This window comes from Staphylococcus sp. HMSC065D05, from assembly GCF_001813195.1.
Lineage (GTDB): Bacteria > Bacillota > Bacilli > Staphylococcales > Staphylococcaceae > Staphylococcus > Staphylococcus epidermidis.
In genome coordinates this window covers 21,317-37,377 of the sequence record NZ_KV811725.1, presented here as the reverse complement: position 1 = coordinate 37,377, position 16,061 = coordinate 21,317, and the positions used below count along the sequence as shown (strand labels likewise).

17 protein-coding genes are annotated in these 16,061 nt (G+C 29.9%); 10 read left to right on the top strand and 7 right to left on the bottom strand.

Annotation, left to right across the window (positions count from 1 at the left end; translation table 11 throughout):
• The 4 genes from HMPREF2897_RS01485 to HMPREF2897_RS01470 form a co-directional block, all read left to right on the top strand.
• On the top strand, nt 1-599 hold a 599-nt coding region (locus HMPREF2897_RS01485), incomplete at its 5' end, for a tandem-type lipoprotein (RefSeq protein ID WP_070592484.1).
• 188 nt (nt 600-787) lie between these two features.
• Nucleotides 788-1,645 carry a GIY-YIG nuclease family protein gene (locus HMPREF2897_RS01480; RefSeq protein WP_070592483.1) on the top strand — a complete coding sequence of 286 codons (858 nt, stop codon included), beginning with the start codon at nt 788-790 and terminating at the stop codon, nt 1,643-1,645.
• Nucleotides 1,646-2,389: 744 nt separating this feature from the next.
• Nucleotides 2,390-4,450, top strand: a complete 2,061-nt coding sequence (locus tag HMPREF2897_RS01475; protein WP_070592476.1) for a heavy metal translocating P-type ATPase — start codon at nt 2,390-2,392, stop codon at nt 4,448-4,450.
• Between the two features lie 17 nt (nt 4,451-4,467).
• Nucleotides 4,468-5,013, top strand: a complete 546-nt coding sequence (locus HMPREF2897_RS01470) for a YdhK family protein (RefSeq protein WP_049382744.1) — start codon at nt 4,468-4,470, stop codon at nt 5,011-5,013.
• Nucleotides 5,014-5,485: 472 nt separating this feature from the next.
• Here HMPREF2897_RS01470 and cstB read toward each other — a convergent pair whose 3' ends face one another.
• Together cstB and HMPREF2897_RS01460 are read right to left on the bottom strand one after the other, a co-directional pair.
• Entirely contained in the window at nt 5,486-6,814 is a 1,329-nt protein-coding gene (gene cstB / locus HMPREF2897_RS01465; protein ID WP_002447574.1) for a persulfide dioxygenase-sulfurtransferase CstB, read from the bottom strand.
• Nucleotides 6,815-6,832: 18 nt separating this feature from the next.
• Complete coding sequence (locus HMPREF2897_RS01460; protein WP_002499797.1) at nt 6,833-7,903, bottom strand: DsrE/DsrF/DrsH-like family protein; 1,071 nt, start codon at nt 7,901-7,903, stop codon at nt 6,833-6,835.
• Nucleotides 7,904-8,041: 138 nt separating this feature from the next.
• On the opposite strand from HMPREF2897_RS01460, the gene cstR reads away from it, so the two are divergent.
• Both cstR and HMPREF2897_RS01450 read left to right on the top strand, forming a co-directional pair.
• Complete coding sequence (gene cstR / locus HMPREF2897_RS01455; RefSeq protein ID WP_000456194.1) at nt 8,042-8,302, top strand: persulfide-sensing transcriptional repressor CstR; 261 nt, start codon at nt 8,042-8,044, stop codon at nt 8,300-8,302.
• Nucleotides 8,303-8,316: 14 nt separating this feature from the next.
• Nucleotides 8,317-9,057 (top strand): sulfite exporter TauE/SafE family protein, encoded by a 741-nt coding sequence (locus HMPREF2897_RS01450; protein WP_176744850.1) that lies wholly within the window; start codon nt 8,317-8,319, stop codon nt 9,055-9,057.
• Nucleotides 9,058-9,117: 60 nt separating this feature from the next.
• On the opposite strand, the gene arsC is transcribed toward HMPREF2897_RS01450, so the two are convergent.
• The 5 genes from arsC to arsD form a co-directional block, all read right to left on the bottom strand.
• Nucleotides 9,118-9,513, bottom strand: a complete 396-nt coding sequence (gene arsC / locus HMPREF2897_RS01445) for an arsenate reductase (thioredoxin) (protein ID WP_002496051.1) — start codon at nt 9,511-9,513, stop codon at nt 9,118-9,120.
• Nucleotides 9,514-9,529: 16 nt separating this feature from the next.
• Nucleotides 9,530-10,819 carry an arsenite efflux transporter membrane subunit ArsB gene (gene arsB, locus HMPREF2897_RS01440; protein ID WP_070592473.1) on the bottom strand — a complete coding sequence of 430 codons (1,290 nt, stop codon included), beginning with the start codon at nt 10,817-10,819 and terminating at the stop codon, nt 9,530-9,532.
• Between the two features lie 2 nt (nt 10,820-10,821).
• Nucleotides 10,822-11,136 (bottom strand): ArsR/SmtB family transcription factor, encoded by a 315-nt coding sequence (locus HMPREF2897_RS01435; protein WP_002437624.1) that lies wholly within the window; start codon nt 11,134-11,136, stop codon nt 10,822-10,824.
• A gap of 149 nt (nt 11,137-11,285) precedes the next feature.
• Nucleotides 11,286-13,010: an arsenical pump-driving ATPase gene (arsA, locus tag HMPREF2897_RS01430; protein WP_002447568.1), complete on the bottom strand. Its 1,725-nt coding sequence runs from the start codon at nt 13,008-13,010 to the stop codon at nt 11,286-11,288.
• A complete protein-coding gene (arsD, locus tag HMPREF2897_RS01425; protein ID WP_002496049.1) occupies nt 12,997-13,344 on the bottom strand; it encodes an arsenite efflux transporter metallochaperone ArsD in 348 nt (115 codons plus the stop codon). Before arsD ends, arsA begins: the two co-directional genes overlap by 14 nt.
• A gap of 523 nt (nt 13,345-13,867) precedes the next feature.
• Here arsD and HMPREF2897_RS01420 point away from each other — a divergent pair.
• The 4 genes from HMPREF2897_RS01420 to HMPREF2897_RS01405 form a co-directional block, all read left to right on the top strand.
• Nucleotides 13,868-14,188, top strand: a complete 321-nt coding sequence (locus HMPREF2897_RS01420; RefSeq protein ID WP_002447566.1) for an ArsR/SmtB family transcription factor — start codon at nt 13,868-13,870, stop codon at nt 14,186-14,188.
• A gap of 87 nt (nt 14,189-14,275) precedes the next feature.
• Nucleotides 14,276-15,160, top strand: coding sequence for a permease (locus HMPREF2897_RS01415; protein ID WP_002447565.1), 885 nt, complete (start codon nt 14,276-14,278; stop codon nt 15,158-15,160).
• Nucleotides 15,161-15,173: 13 nt separating this feature from the next.
• A complete protein-coding gene (locus HMPREF2897_RS13090; RefSeq protein ID WP_002447564.1) occupies nt 15,174-15,302 on the top strand; it encodes a hypothetical protein in 129 nt (42 codons plus the stop codon).
• A gap of 254 nt (nt 15,303-15,556) precedes the next feature.
• A partial coding sequence (locus tag HMPREF2897_RS01405) for a tandem-type lipoprotein (RefSeq protein ID WP_141751273.1) occupies nt 15,557-16,061 on the top strand: 505 nt, incomplete at its 3' end.

Here is a 16,061-nt window from a genome sequence, read left to right as displayed (position 1 = left end):
ATCGAGATGAAGAATTTGATAAGGATGATAAAGGAACATGGTTACTACACTGGGAAATGGCTGTACAACGAAAAGGAGAAGATTTAGAAACTAGAGGTATGGTGTTGAAAATAAATAGAAATACACAAACATCTAAAGGTGATTATATAACCAATAAAATTACATACGATAATAAAGGAAGACCACAAAATAATAAGAAAAAATATCCAATCAAAATGGAAAACAATAAAATAATTCCTATTAAAAAGATTGAAGATAGTAAGATAAAGAGAGAAATAGATGAATTTAAATTCTTCGCTCAATATGCAAATTTTAAAGAATTAAATGATTATAAGAATGGAAATGTATCATACAATCCCAATGTACCTAGTTACTCAGCAGAATATGATTTAGAAAATAGCGATTATAATGTAAAACAATTAAGGGAAAGATACGATATTCCAACGAAACAAGCACCAAAGTTATTATTGAAAGGTACAGGTGACTTAAAAGGTTCTTCAATTGGTACAAAAGATGTAGAATTTACCTTTATTGAAGGCAAGCAAGAGAATATTTATTTTTCTGATAGTATGAACTTTATGCCAAGCGAGGATGATTAAATTACTTTTCGAAACATAAGGTAATATATAAAGATTATAAAAATTTCACATGGGGGCTGTGTTGGCTGTTAGTCTATTTTACGTGAAAGATATCCTCAATTTTAGATAAGGTGTAAAGAACGGGGATTAAATATATTATCAAAAATTGGCTAATTGATAATATTTAAAAATGAGAGGATAAGAAAATTATGATTGAACTTAACCAATTTATAAAAGTACCGAATTTAAATAAAACTAAAATAAAATTTAATATGAATGCAGGAAATGTTGAAATAAGAGCTTGGGATTTACTTTTTAAAGAAGATGAAACTGAATGGGAACAAATTAATGCATGGAAAACGAAACATCCAAATAACAATTTGAATCATGCAGATTACCTACTAGCTTTTGCTCAATATTATCCATATGGTCCAGAATATTTTATTTTTGGAGGATTATATAAAATTAAAAAGATTGAACCTGAAGTTTTTGATGAGGTAGGTTATGAATTAACTTTAATGGATGATTATAAAGAATACAGAAAAAGACTTATTGTTAAATTAAAAAAAACTATAGGTAGAGATTTATATAATAGATTATATAAAAATATTCAAGATACTTTAGAACCTGAAGTTTATGAAATTGCTCCTAATACTAAATTAGGACATTTTCCTGGTTATCAGAATGTAACGTTATCCCACCCACAAATGCAACAAATTATATTAAGAAATGAACCTAGTTGGAAACAAGCTTTAATGAATGTAAAAGGTGTTTATGTTATAACCGACTTAAGTAATGGCAAATTATACATAGGATCAGCATCAGGTAATACAGATGGAATATGGCAACGATGGTCGGACTATGCCAATATAGAAAATCTAACAGGTGGTAATAAATTATTAAATGAAATTAAATTAGATAAAGGAAAAGATTACATCGTAAATAATTTTCAATATTCAATTTTAGAGATTTTTGATACAAAGACTAAAGCAGACACTATAATCAATAGAGAAAATTATTGGAAGAATGTATTTTGCACTAGAAAATATGGTATGAACTATAACTAAGAAAAATACTAATTATTACATTGAAATATGATAATGAAAATCATAAAGGTGAGTGTAAATCACTAGTAATTTTAAAGTTATTAAAGAATTTATTATGAAAAGAAAAATCAAATGTATGCTTATTTATGATAGGTATACAAGAAAAGGTTTTACTAAGTAATAAAATGACATTATTGCATATCTTTTTAGCTATATCACTGATAGGGTGAAGCATATCATAAATAAAACTAAAAAATAAATTGTATATAACTTACTTTGAAATTGATCGAATATATAGTATCTTTAATAAAATGCAGATATTGTGGCGTAGAATTTGAGAATCAAAAAATGATTAATATAGTTTGAAGAAACTGAGCATAAGTACTAGAAAAATAGCCAGTAAATGAGTTTATTATGAATTCATTTACTGGCTTCTTTAAATAATGATTTAGACAATTTGCTTTTCTAGACCTACTTTGAAATGTGTTATTTTCTTTAAGAATATTAATTAATATATGACTTGTGTTGCTAATGCTAACCTTGGTCAGAGTGTATTGTCATGCGATAGTTCAGATGAGATTGTTTAATTAAAACCTTGTTTTAAACATCGATGACAAGGTCTAATGTAGGACGTGGAGACATCATTTTCGGAATGATATAAACAAATCCATAAATTGAGATAAATCGAAAATCTTTATACCCTAGGGGGGTATATGTTATAGTGTAAGTAGCTTTACTATAACATTTTCATTGGGAGGGGTTAATTTGAATAATAATGGTGAAGAGCATAATCATCAAAATCACATGAATCATTCCAATCACATGCATCATGATAACCATGCCTCACATCATCATAGTGGCCATGCACATCATCATGGAAATTTTAAAGTTAAGTTTTTTGTTTCATTAATTTTTGCAATACCTATCATTCTCTTATCGCCACTGATGGGTGTTAACTTACCTTTTCAATTCACATTTCCAGGTTCTGAATGGGTAGTGTTAATATTAAGTACAATTTTATTCTTTTATGGTGGTAAACCGTTCTTGTCTGGTGGTAAAGATGAAATTGCTACAAAAAAACCAGGCATGATGACCTTAGTTGCTCTAGGTATTTCAGTAGCTTATATTTATAGCTTGTATGCTTTTTATATGAATAACTTTAGTAGTGCAACTGGTCATACAATGGACTTTTTTTGGGAATTAGCAACCTTAATTTTAATTATGCTATTAGGACATTGGATAGAAATGAATGCTGTCGGAAATGCTGGAGATGCTTTAAAGAAAATGGCAGAACTATTACCTAATAGTGCTATTAAAGTTATGGATAATGGCCAACGCGAAGAAGTTAAAATATCAGACATCATGACTGATGATATCGTCGAAGTAAAAGCCGGAGAAAGCATTCCAACAGATGGTATTATCGTTCAAGGACAAACATCTATAGATGAATCCCTAGTCACTGGAGAATCTAAAAAAGTACAAAAAAATCAAAATGACAACGTCATCGGGGGTTCTATTAATGGGTCTGGAACAATACAAGTCAAGGTTACAGCTGTTGGAGAAGATGGATATCTTTCTCAAGTTATGGGACTTGTTAATCAAGCACAAAATGATAAATCTAGTGCTGAATTGTTATCTGATAAAGTAGCGGGTTATTTATTCTACTTTGCTGTAAGTGTTGGCGTGATTTCTTTTATTGTCTGGATGCTCATTCAAAATGATGTTGATTTTGCATTAGAACGTCTTGTAACTGTGTTAGTCATTGCTTGTCCACATGCTTTAGGCTTGGCAATACCTTTAGTCACTGCACGTTCTACTTCAATTGGTGCACATAATGGTTTAATTATTAAAAATAGAGAGTCTGTAGAAATAGCTCAACATATCGATTATGTAATGATGGATAAAACTGGTACTTTAACTGAGGGTAACTTTTCTGTGAATCATTATGAGAGCTTTAAAAATGATTTGAGTAATGATACAATATTAAGCCTTTTCGCCTCATTAGAAAGTCAATCTAATCACCCATTAGCTATAAGTATTGTTGATTTTGCGAAAAGTAAAAATGTTTCATTTACTAATCCACAAGACGTTAATAATATTCCAGGTGTCGGATTAGAAGGTCTAATTGATAATAAAACATATAAAATAACAAATGTCTCTTATCTTGATAAACATAAACTTAATTATGACGATGACTTGTTTACTAAATTAGCTCAACAAGGTAATTCAATCAGTTATTTAATTGAGGATCAACAAGTCATTGGCATGATTGCTCAAGGAGATCAAATTAAAGAAAGCTCAAAACAAATGGTAGCTGATTTACTATCAAGACATATTACACCTGTCATGCTTACAGGTGATAATAAAGAAGTAGCAAAAGCTGTCGCAAAAGAATTAGGTATTAGTGATGTGCACGCACAACTCAAGCCAGAAGATAAAGAAAGTATCATAAAAGATTATCAACGTAGTGGTAAAAAAGTAATGATGGTCGGAGACGGTATCAATGACGCACCAAGTCTTATAAGAGCAGATATTGGTATTGCAATTGGTGCAGGAACGGATGTAGCAGTTGAGTCAGCTGATATTATACTTGTTAAAAGTAATCCATCAGATATCATTCATTTCTTGACTCTTTCAAATAATACTATGAGAAAAATGGTGCAAAACTTATGGTGGGGTGCAGGTTATAATATTGTTGCTGTACCTCTAGCAGCCGGTGTTTTAGCATTTATTGGCTTGATTTTATCACCTGCAATAGGGGCTATTTTAATGTCATTAAGTACGATTATCGTTGCAATTAATGCTTTTACATTAAAATTAAAATAAAAGGTAGGCGTTTTATTATGATTAAAAAATTATTTTTTATGATATTAGGGTCATTACTAATATTATCAGCTTGCTCCAATAATGATGAAAAGGTTAAAGACACTAATGACCAAAAAAGTGAGAGCCATATGAAGCATAATGATGAAAGTAAAGTTCCTGAAGATATGACATCGACTAATGAGGGTGAATTTAAAGTAGGAGATAAAGTAACGATTACAGCAGGACATATGCCAGGTATGAAAGGTGCAGAAGCTACTGTAAAAGGTGCGTATAAAACATATGCCTATGTTGTAAGTTATAAACCCACAAATGGAAATGAAAAAGTAAACAATCATAAATGGGTCGTAAACGAAGAGATCAAAGATGCACCTAAAGATGGATTTAGTAAGGACGATACTGTTAAATTAGAAGCAAGTCATATGTCTGGTATGAAAGGTGCTACAGCCAATATAGATAACGTGAAAAAGACTACTGTTTACGTGGTTGATTACAAATCCAAAGATAATGGTAAAATCATTAAAAATCATAAATGGATGACAGGAAATGAACTGGAAGCACGCTAAAAATCTAGTTCTAAATTGAGAAATAAATAGATATAAAAAATATTCTCCTTAATCAATAATTTAAAAAACTTATGATTGTTAAGGAGGATATTTTTAGTGTGTAAATTAAAAAGAATTTTAGAAGAATAACATTTATCGAAAAACTGTTCATTACCTTATTAATTGAAATTATATAATTAAAAACCGCATCATTAACCGATACGTAGAAGCGTATCGTAAGTAAGGCGGTTTTTTAGCCGCTTTCAAAGGGGCGGACGTATCATAACATATGAGATTTATGAGTATGGCTGTTATGTTTTTTGATCACATCAATAAACAAAAAAGGTATGCACTATGTAAAATATTTATTAAATGATATAAAGCGAGGATACATAAATAATTTTTAAATAGATATTTATCCAATAATATAAAAAGGGACTATAAGCTATATCTAACTACTTATAGTCCTTCTTCATTAGTATAAATATAATTATTAAGAAAGGTGGATATCTTTGTAACCTTCTTTTACATTAATAATGTTGTGATAACCTTTGTGTTCTAAAATACCAATAGCTATAGAACTTCTAATGCCAGACTGACAGTGTACATAAATAACATCGTTTTTATTGAAAGGTAAATCTGTTTCTAAAAGTTTGCCATGTGGTACATGAACCGCTTGAGATAAGTGGCCATTATTCCATTCATTATCATTTCGTACATCTAATATATGTGATTCGTTACCTGTAATGTCTTCACTATGAATGGAACGTGTTTGAATCTTAGATTGAGGTAATTGATATCCAGCGACATCATCGTAACCAATGAGTTGTAAGGTGTGCGTTGCTTTTGAAACAAGGTGATAGTCTCCAATCAAGTTAATTTCTTGATCATAGTTTAGGTACCAGCCAATTTGATTGATGAAATTTTTATCATATGGAATATTGATTGTACCTTCAATATGTCCTCCATGATAAGCCTCCTTACTGCGGAGATCAAAAGTTAATCTGTTTGTACTTGTAGCTGGATAAACTGTATAAGGTTGATATAAATTCATACCGAATTGATTAATTTTTTTCATTTGTGCAAAATGATGTGGTGGTGCAGGTTGGTCAGAAATGAGCTTATCGATAAAGGTAGCTTCATTATTTTCAGAAAAAGCCCAGTTCGTTTGTTTTTCATAGCCAAGAGTAGATGTTGGAATAGCACCTAAAGATTTACCACAAGGACTACCAGCACCATGGCCAGGCCAAATTTGAATGTAGTCTGGTAAGTCTTTAATACTTTCAATAGATTTAAACATTTGTTTAGCGCCTATTTCAGATGATCCTTCTACTTTAACAGCTTTTTCTAGTAAATCAGGTCTACCGATATCTCCTACAAAAATAAAATCACCACTGAATAGTCCCATTGGAACTTGTGCTCCAGCACCTTCGTCAGTAAGTAAAAAACTTATACTTTCTGGCGTGTGACCAGGTGTATGAAGCACTTTTAATTTTATATTTCCTACATAAATATCATCATTATGTTGAACAAAATGAGTGTGGTTAGGCATATTTTTATAACCTAACGTGTCATCACTTTCACCCGATACATAAATACTAGCATTTAACTTTATAGCAACATCTCTAATTCCTGAAGCAAAATCTGCATGTATATGTGTTTCAGCTGCATGAGTAATGGTTAAACCTTCTTCATCAGCAACTCGAATATATGAAGATAAGTCACGAATAGGATCAATAATCATGGCTTCTCCAGTTTTTTGACAACCGATTAAATAAGATGCTTGAGATAAGTGTTTATCATAAAATTGTTTAAAAAACATAATATCATTCCTTTTTAATTATATAAATAAATTGTGATTAGCTTGTTCTGTATATCCAATATATGCACCTACGCCACCGTATTCTACATCATCGCGTAGTTCTTCTTTTGTAATGCCCATAACATCCATGCTCATTGTACAAGCAATAAGTTTAACACCTTGTTCAACTGCTTGATTGATAAGAGAAGGTAAATCATCGACATTTTTCTTTTTCATGACATAACGCATCATTAAATTTCCTACACCAAACATATTCATTTTTGAAATAGGCATTTTAATTGGTGAATTTGGAAGCATAAAGTCAAAAAGTTTTGCGATACCTTTTTTCTTAATGCGTTGACTTTGATTTTTTTTAAGTGCATTCAAGCCCCAAAATGTGCAAAAAATGGTTACATCTCTACCTGCGGCTTTAGCACCATTAGCAATAATCATTGCTGCAACTGCTTTATCTAGCTCGCCGCTAAATAAAACAATCGTTGTTCCATTTTTTGTGTGCGTCACTTCTATATTTTTATTTTCTTCTTTTTGAATAATAGCGCGAATTTCATTACCAGAATCATTGAGTCTAACAAGTGTGTGCCCAGTTTGTTTGACCCAACTTTTAATATCATTTAAAAAACCGTGATCTGTCACAACAACTTCTATTTGATCACCAATAGCAATGTTTTTCATTTCTTTACTAATATTAACAATAGGTCCTGGGCACTGTAGATTACTATAATTAAACGTCTTACGATTGTCTTTGATTTGAATTTCTTTATCTTCTTTTAATTTAAATGATTCATTATTATGTTGCTGTTCGTAAGCCGTATAGCCTCCATCTAAATTCACCACATTGTATCCGCGTTGTGTAAGAAATTGACTTGCTTTTCTACTTCTATTACCGCTTTTGCAATAAATATAGTAAGTTTTATTGCGATCTTGTTTAAAATTTTCTATGTTTTCAACTGAATGTAATAATGCATTTTTAATGTGTCCTAATTGATATTCTTCAGGCTGTCGAACGTCAATTAATTGACCATTAGAACCCAATTCTTGTAATTCTTTTTTAGTAAAATCATTAATGTGTTTTGTTTTATATTGTGACATAATTGCCTCCTTTTAAATACCTATGGGGGTATATTATAACGGATTAGACAGTTTGTCAAATACCTAAGGGGGTATTTGACAAACTAAAATTTAATCAATATGATGTAATTATTAAAAATTAATGTGGAGTGAAATATATTGGAATATAATAAAAAGATGATTAATCGTATTCATCGCATACAAGGACAACTTAATGGTGTCATTAAAATGATGGAGGAAGAAAAAAATTGTAAAGACGTCATTAGTCAATTAAGTGCATCTAAAAGTTCTATTCAACGTTTAATGGGTATTATCATTAGCGAGAACTTAGTAGAATGCGTCAAAATGTCTGAAGAAAATAGTGAAGATTCTCAGGCATTAATTAATGAAGCAGTTGAATTATTAATAAAAAGTAAATGATAATGGTGACTTCCATGATAATCATATTACTCATTGGAATATTTGGAGGATTTATTTCAGGATTGGTTGGTATAGGGGGAGCAATTATCATTTATCCTATGCTTTTATTATTACCACCTTTGGTTGGTCTACCCACTTATAGTGCTTATATTGCTTCAGGATTAACCTCAAGTCAGGTGTTTTTCAGTACATTGAGTGGATCTTTTAAAGCATATAAAAACAAAGATTTTTCTAGAACGCTTGTACTTAATATGGGAAGTGGAATGATTATAGGTAGTATACTAGGTGCAATATTAGCGAATTTAATAAATGTACAGTTCGTTAATATGGTTTATATTATTATTGCATTATTAGCTCTTATTTTAATGTTTATTAAAGTCGCACCATCTACTAGTCATATTAAGTTTAATCGTCTACTTTTAATTACAATAGGTGGTATCATCGGTTTGGTATCTGGTATTGTAGGAGCTGGTGGAGCATTTATTATTATTCCAGTACTACTTGTTATATTTAAATTACCAATGAACACGGTGGTTACAAATAGTATTGTAATTGCGTTCATTTCTTCTGTTGGAGCATTTATTATTAAATTATTACAGGGTTATATTCCTGTTAATAGTGCAATACCGTTAATTTTAGGTAGTATACTATTTACGCCTCTAGGTATGAAAATAGGACAAAAAATACCTGATTATATTCAAAAAATGATTGTAAGTATTTTAATCGTCATTGCAATCATTAAGTTGATTTTTTAAGAATATTATATGATAGAAAATCTATTAAAAGCGTCTCAATGATATTGAGACGCTTAAAATTTATCTAGCTTTAAATGATTCAATGGCTGCTTTGATTTCATCTCTAACACGCTGGAATTCTGACCAAGGTTTGCCTGCAGGATCGTCAAATCCCCAATGTTCCTTCTTTACATTAGACGGCAATACAGGACAGTTTTGATCAGCATCACTACATAGAGTTACTACTAAATCGGATTGGTTTAGTATATTTTTGTCAATTAAATTAGAAGTATGGTTTGATATATCAATTCCAACTTCTTTCATCGCTTCAATTGCCTTTGGATTGACACCGTGTGCCTCTATACCGCCAGAATATACTTGCCATTCATCATCTAAGATGTTCTTACCCCATCCTTCAGCCATTTGGCTACGGCATGAATTACCTGTACATATAAAATAAATTATTTTCTTTGTCATCATTGACACCTCTTTTTTAAAATATAATAAGTGTTAGATATAACCCTAACAGTGTGATAAATAATACCGGAATCGTTATAATAATACCGATTTTAAAGTATTGTCCCCAAGAAATTTTAACACCTTTTTGAGTAAGCACATGTAACCAGAGAAGTGTTGCTAACGAACCAATTGGTGTGATTTTAGGTCCTAAATCAGATCCGATAACATTCGCATAAATCATGCCTTCCTTGAGTATGCTTGTTGTTTGAGATTGACCAATCGCTATTGCATCTATTAAAACAGTTGGCATGTTGTTCATAATGGATGAAAGGAATGCGGATATAAAGCCCATGCCCATGATACTACTAAATAAGCCGTAACTTGAAATATTTGTTAGTACATCACTAAGAAGCGTTGTAATCCCCACATTTTTTAGACCAAATACCACAAGATACATACCAATAGAGAATAAAACAATATTCCATGGTGCACCTTTAATTACTTGTTTCGTATGAACAGCCTTAGATTTACGTGCTAATAATACAAATATTAAAGCAATGATACCAGCAATAATTGATACTGGAATATTTATAAACTCACTTATTAAATAACCAACTAGCAATACAGTGAGTACAATCCACGAGATATTAAAAAGCTTTTTGTCCTTAATCGCTTCTTTTGGATCTCTAATATTTACTGCATCAAATTTTCTTGGGATAGACTTTCTAAAATAAAGCCATAAGACAAGAATACTTGCGACTAAAGAGAATATATTAGGTATAATCATTTTACTGAAGTACTCAACAAATCCAATATCAAAGTAATCAGCAGAAACAATATTAACTAAATTACTAACAATTAATGGAAGAGATGTAGTATCTGCAATAAAACCACTAGCAATAATAAATGGGAATACCGCTTTTTTATCAAATCCTAAACTACGTACCATTGCTAAAACAATAGGCGTCAGTATTAAAGCTGCACCATCGTTCGCAAAGAAAGCTGCTACAATAGCGCCTAACAACTTAATGTAAACAAACATTTTCAAGCCATTACCCTTTGATGCTCTCACCATATGTATAGCAGACCATTCAAAGAACCCAATTTCATCTAATATGAGTGAAATGAGAATAACTGCAACAAAAGTTAAGGTCGCATTCCAAACAATTCCAGTAACTTCTAGTACATCTGAAAAGCTTACAACGCCAGTGATTATAGCAACTACAGCACCAATTAATGCAGTAATACCAATATCTAGACCTTTAGGTTGCCATATAACAAAAATTAACGTTAATATAAAAATTGTGATTGCTAATATTGTCATTGTTAACATTCACCTTTCTCTACAGTTTCACATATACATGGGACAGTACTGGAACTCAATAGAGTGAGTCGTGATGTAATGTCATCTAATACAGCATGATTCAATTTATATAAATTTTTATTACCATCCTTTCTAGATGTAATTAAATTATTGTCTTTTAATACTTTCATATGATGACTTAATGTGGGTTGAGAAAAAGAAAAATGCTGTAATAAATCACAAGCGCATAATTCACCACAAGATAACAAATCTAATATCTCAAGACGGCTACTATCAGCCATCACTTTCAAGTATTGCGATATTTCACTATAATTCAATTTTTTTCTCCCTTTCTACTTGGAATCTTTTATATCGTTAATAATTTTTATTGTCATTTGATAAATTACATACTTGCTTAACTCCTAAATTATTAACTGGTTTAAAGTAGACTCTATTTATCATATAGTTCTCATTATAATCAATAATATCAATATTCTAATACTCGATAAGGTATGACAAAGTAATTATCAAGACTTTCATTTTTAATCTTGTTTATCCAAAATGATTCATCTTCTTTTTTGTTACTAAAAAGGTCATCACGTTGATTTAGCGTAACTAACGATTGATTAACAACCCACCAATTATGGCCTATATTAGCTCTATTTAAATCTTCTACTAAACGTTTAGATTCTAAATAAGGTGTTTTTTCTGCTAATGTTACAATTATCATCTGTGTTAAATTTTTATTTTGAATTTTGGGTAATAATGTTTCAACATTACTGGTAGTTTGAGTTGATTTTTTCTTTAATTCTCTATGATGATTTTCACTAGAATCAAGTAACAGCAAGGTATGGCCTGTAGGAGCTGTATCTACAATTACGTAATCCATGTCGTCTTGATTCTCCATAATGTCACTAAAGGCTTTGAAAAATGCTATTTCTTCTGTACAAGGTGATTTTAAATCTTCCATAATATAATCAATATCGTCTTGTGGTGTATCATCATTCACTGTTGCTAGTACTTCTTTTTTATATTTTTCTAATGCTTGTTCTTCATCAATATAAGCAGTATTTAAATTACTTGTGGTTTCAACATTAATTTCTTTAGTAGGGTCAGTAGTTGCTAAAAGAACACGATATCCTTTATTAGATAATGCTGTAGCTAATTGCGTTGCTACTGTCGTTTTACCAACGCCACCTTTTCCCATTGTAAATAAATATTGAACTTTACTATTTTCAATTTCATCTATTAATTTATTGAATTGCGGATGATCTTCAACAATAAAGTCATCATTTTCAATTAAGTTATCATCATTTAATAGATTAGTTAAACTTTCTATACCTTCTTCTTTCTGCTTTTTATATGGAACGTAATAAGCATGATTGTTATTTAACCATTCAGTAAAATGATTAATGTTTTTATCTTGTTCTGATTTCATCTGACTCGAAATTAAACCGTGACTTTCTTCTATATAGTTGTTAATGATTACTTTGAATTTAGAAATTGACAGTTGTTGTAATTCTTGTTGTGCTCTTTGAATTTCATATATAGAAGAGTGACTAGGTCTCGCAACTAACATCATGGTCGTATCATCTTGGTTACGTAGTTTTTCAAGTGCTGAATTATATTTAACTCTATTTTCATTTAAACCTGATAATTGACCTAAGCAAGAAGCGTCATTACTCGTTGTATTTAAATAATCTGTCCATGCAGAAGGTAATTCAAGCATTCTCAAGGTGTGACCTGTTGGAGCTGTATCAAATATAATGAAATCAAATTCTTGTTCTAAAGTTTTATCGGATAAAAAATTTGTAAATTCATTAAATGCTGCTACTTCAACTGTACATGAACCACTTAACTGTTCTTTCATCTCAGCAAGCACATCTTCTGGTAGAATACCCTCATAAGGTTCTATAGATTGTGCTTTATAATCGTCTGCAGCAGCAATCGGGTCAAAATTGGCTATAGAGAGATTAGGTATAGGTTGATATTTAGTTAATTTATTAGATAATTCCATTTGAAATACATCTTGTAAATTACTAGCTGGATCAGTACTTACTAAAGCTACTTTCTTTCCATTCTCTGCTAAGTTTAAAGCAATAAAACTTGATATCGTTGTTTTGCCTACGCCACCTTTACCAGTAAAAAACAAATATTTTGTTAACTCAACGTTATCTAAATTCAATTTATTTAAGTACTTAACAGCATCCATCTCCACCACAGCATCCTCCATTTCTCATTTGATTAACTGTAATAATTTCATCGGCTTCTTCTTGGGTAATATAAGCGCCCGTTTTAGCTATATTGCCTTCTATAAAAGTGATTGGTAAAACTTCATCACCTTTTTCTTGAATTAAACGAATAACTTCTTTATTTTGAATAAATTCATTCGGATTATTGTTCATATTATAACGTTGAACTTCTATTTGATTTTGTTTTAAATATTCATTGATTTGGTTCGCTTTTATTAGTGTTTCATCCGGTTCAGGACCACATACCCCAGTAGAACAGCACATAGCTTCTTCGTATATTTCAATATTTAACATTATACTCACCTCATTAATTAATTTACGATTATAGACTAACATCTATATAGATTGGTGTCTATGTTTTTATTTGAGTTTTAAAAATTTTACTAAATTTAATTCTTAATAATACAATTTATGAAGAAATTATTTTAGTATTTTTGTGAGCAATATCTAAGTTTATGTAAAATTATAGGTTTTCTTCTTGCGATAATATATATATTGATTTATATTTGATATATCAAGAAAAATTGATGTATTAAATGATATAAAACTACATTGACAATAAGAAAGTGTGATTGATTACGAGTAAATCATGCAAGTACTTTAACTTTTGGTTACTTTGTTAGTTATTTAAATCTTGTTATCCTATCAAGAGAAATCAATTTAAAAGAAGCTACAATATTATATGTAGAAGGAATTCTTTAAAGGTAATATTACTCAGTATGGCGAATCAACAAAAAATGACTATAAACAAGCAATTCAAGAATTGAAATAAAGATAATATAAACTCAATGAAATATTATAAAAAGGATGGTCTTTTATGGAAGTTATTAAAACAAAGACTGATATGAGTGAAGATCAACAGTTTGATTTTTATGAAAAGATGTTTAATGCACTTGCCGATAAAATCAGATTAAAAATACTAAATCAAATTAGCCAAAGCTCTAATAAATCATTATGTGTGTGTGATTTAGAAGGGTTATTAGATATAAAACAATCTAAACTTTCTTATCATTTAAAAAAATTAGTAGATGCAAATGTTCTTATTGCTGAAAAGCATGGCACATGGAATTATTATAAAATTAATGAGCAACAAATACAGGTTGTTTTAAATGAAGATACTTGTTGTAAGATACTTTAAGTATCTTTTTTAATATAATATTAATCAATATTTTTTGATATATTAATCAAAAAAAGTTGATTAATTAAATTTGGAGGAATTATATTAATGTTAGATTCAAGTATAGAATTCATAAATACATTTTTAATGCTATTTTTTGAATTATTAGTACTATTCATAGTAGTGAGTTTTATTGTAAGTATAATCCAGCAAATAGTTTCAGAAGAGAAAATAAAACACTTTTTAAGTAAACCTAATCAAGTTATTAATTATATTTTGGGAATGATATTTGGTTCGATTACACCTTTTTGCTCTTGTTCAACAATTCCTATACTTGCAGGTTTATTAAATTCTAAAGTTCCATTTGGTCCTGCAGTGAGTTTCTTGATTGCATCGCCATTAATGAATCCATTAATGATATTTATGTTATGGAGTTTACTAAGTTGGAAAGTTGCTGTTATTTACTTTGTTGTACTAGCGATTTTTAGTATTTTAACGGGTCTAGTATTTTCAAAAATGAATTTAGCTAAAACTTACAAAGGTGTAAACGTTAAAGGAGATGGTTTTTTTGCTAATAAAACTGGATCTCGTGTTAAACATGCATTAAATGATGCTTGGGCATTCTTATATCCAATGCTTCCTTATTTATTTATTGGTGTGTTTATTGGTGCTTTTATATATGGATTTGTACCTGAAACGTTTATCACTAAATATGCAAGTGGAGATAGTAGTATATCCGTAATCATTGCATCAGTAGTAGGTATTCCTATGTATATTAGACCTGAAACTATGTTACCTATAGCCGGAGCATTAGCTTCAAAAGGAATGTCCTTGGGAACGGTTGTCTCATTAATAATAGGTGGTGCCGGTGCAAGTATTCCAGAAGTAGTATTATTATCTAAATTATTCAAAAAAGAGTTTGTAGTATCGTTTGTTATCGCCATTTTAGTTGTAGCTATTTCTACAGGTTTGATTGTGAACATCATTATTTAAAGGGGGTGAGTTGATGGGAATCAAAGATGTATTAAATAAAATGAAACCTCAGGATCAATCATGTTGTTCTGTGGAAATTGAAGAAAAAAAAGAGAAGAATGAAAAAGAACAGCAGGATAATAACAATTGTTGTAACAATTAATTTAGAAGTCTGTAAAATATATGCTTCTAATAAATAAAAGAACGACAAATTCCAATGTAATAGTATGGAATTTGTCGTTCTTTCGTTTCAGTTAAGGAAAATGATTTTGTTTATTTATTAATTATGAAAGTAAAATAAAATTTTAATTCCATCTTAAATGTATTATATGTTCATTGTTTGGTAATATGTAGATGTTTAAGAAGTTTATTTATATAATGTTTACCAATTTATGATAAATAGAAAAATGTGAAAATATGAAACATTCAAGCAAAATAATAATATTTGTAAGTTTCTTAATTTTAACGATTTTTATTGGAGGATGTGGTTTTATAAATAAAGAAGATAGCAAAGAAACGGAAATCAAACAAAACTTTAATAAAATGTTAAACGTGTATCCAACTAAAAAGTTAGAGGATTTTTACGATAAAGAGGGCTATCGTGATGAAGAGTTTGATAAAGATGACAAAGGGACATGGATAGTTCATTCTGAAATGGTCATTGAACCAAAAGGAAAGAATATGGAATCCAGAGGAATAATTCTACGAATAAATCGTAATACTAGAACAACAAAAGGATACTTTTTAATTAGTGAGATAACAGAAGACAAAAATGGCTTTGCGCATAATAAAGATAAAAAATATCCTGTCGTAATGAAACATAATAAAATTATTCCAACGAAGCCTATACAAGACGATAAGTTAAAAAAAGAAATTGAGAACTTCAAATTTTTTGTGCAATATGGCAATTTTAAAAACTTAA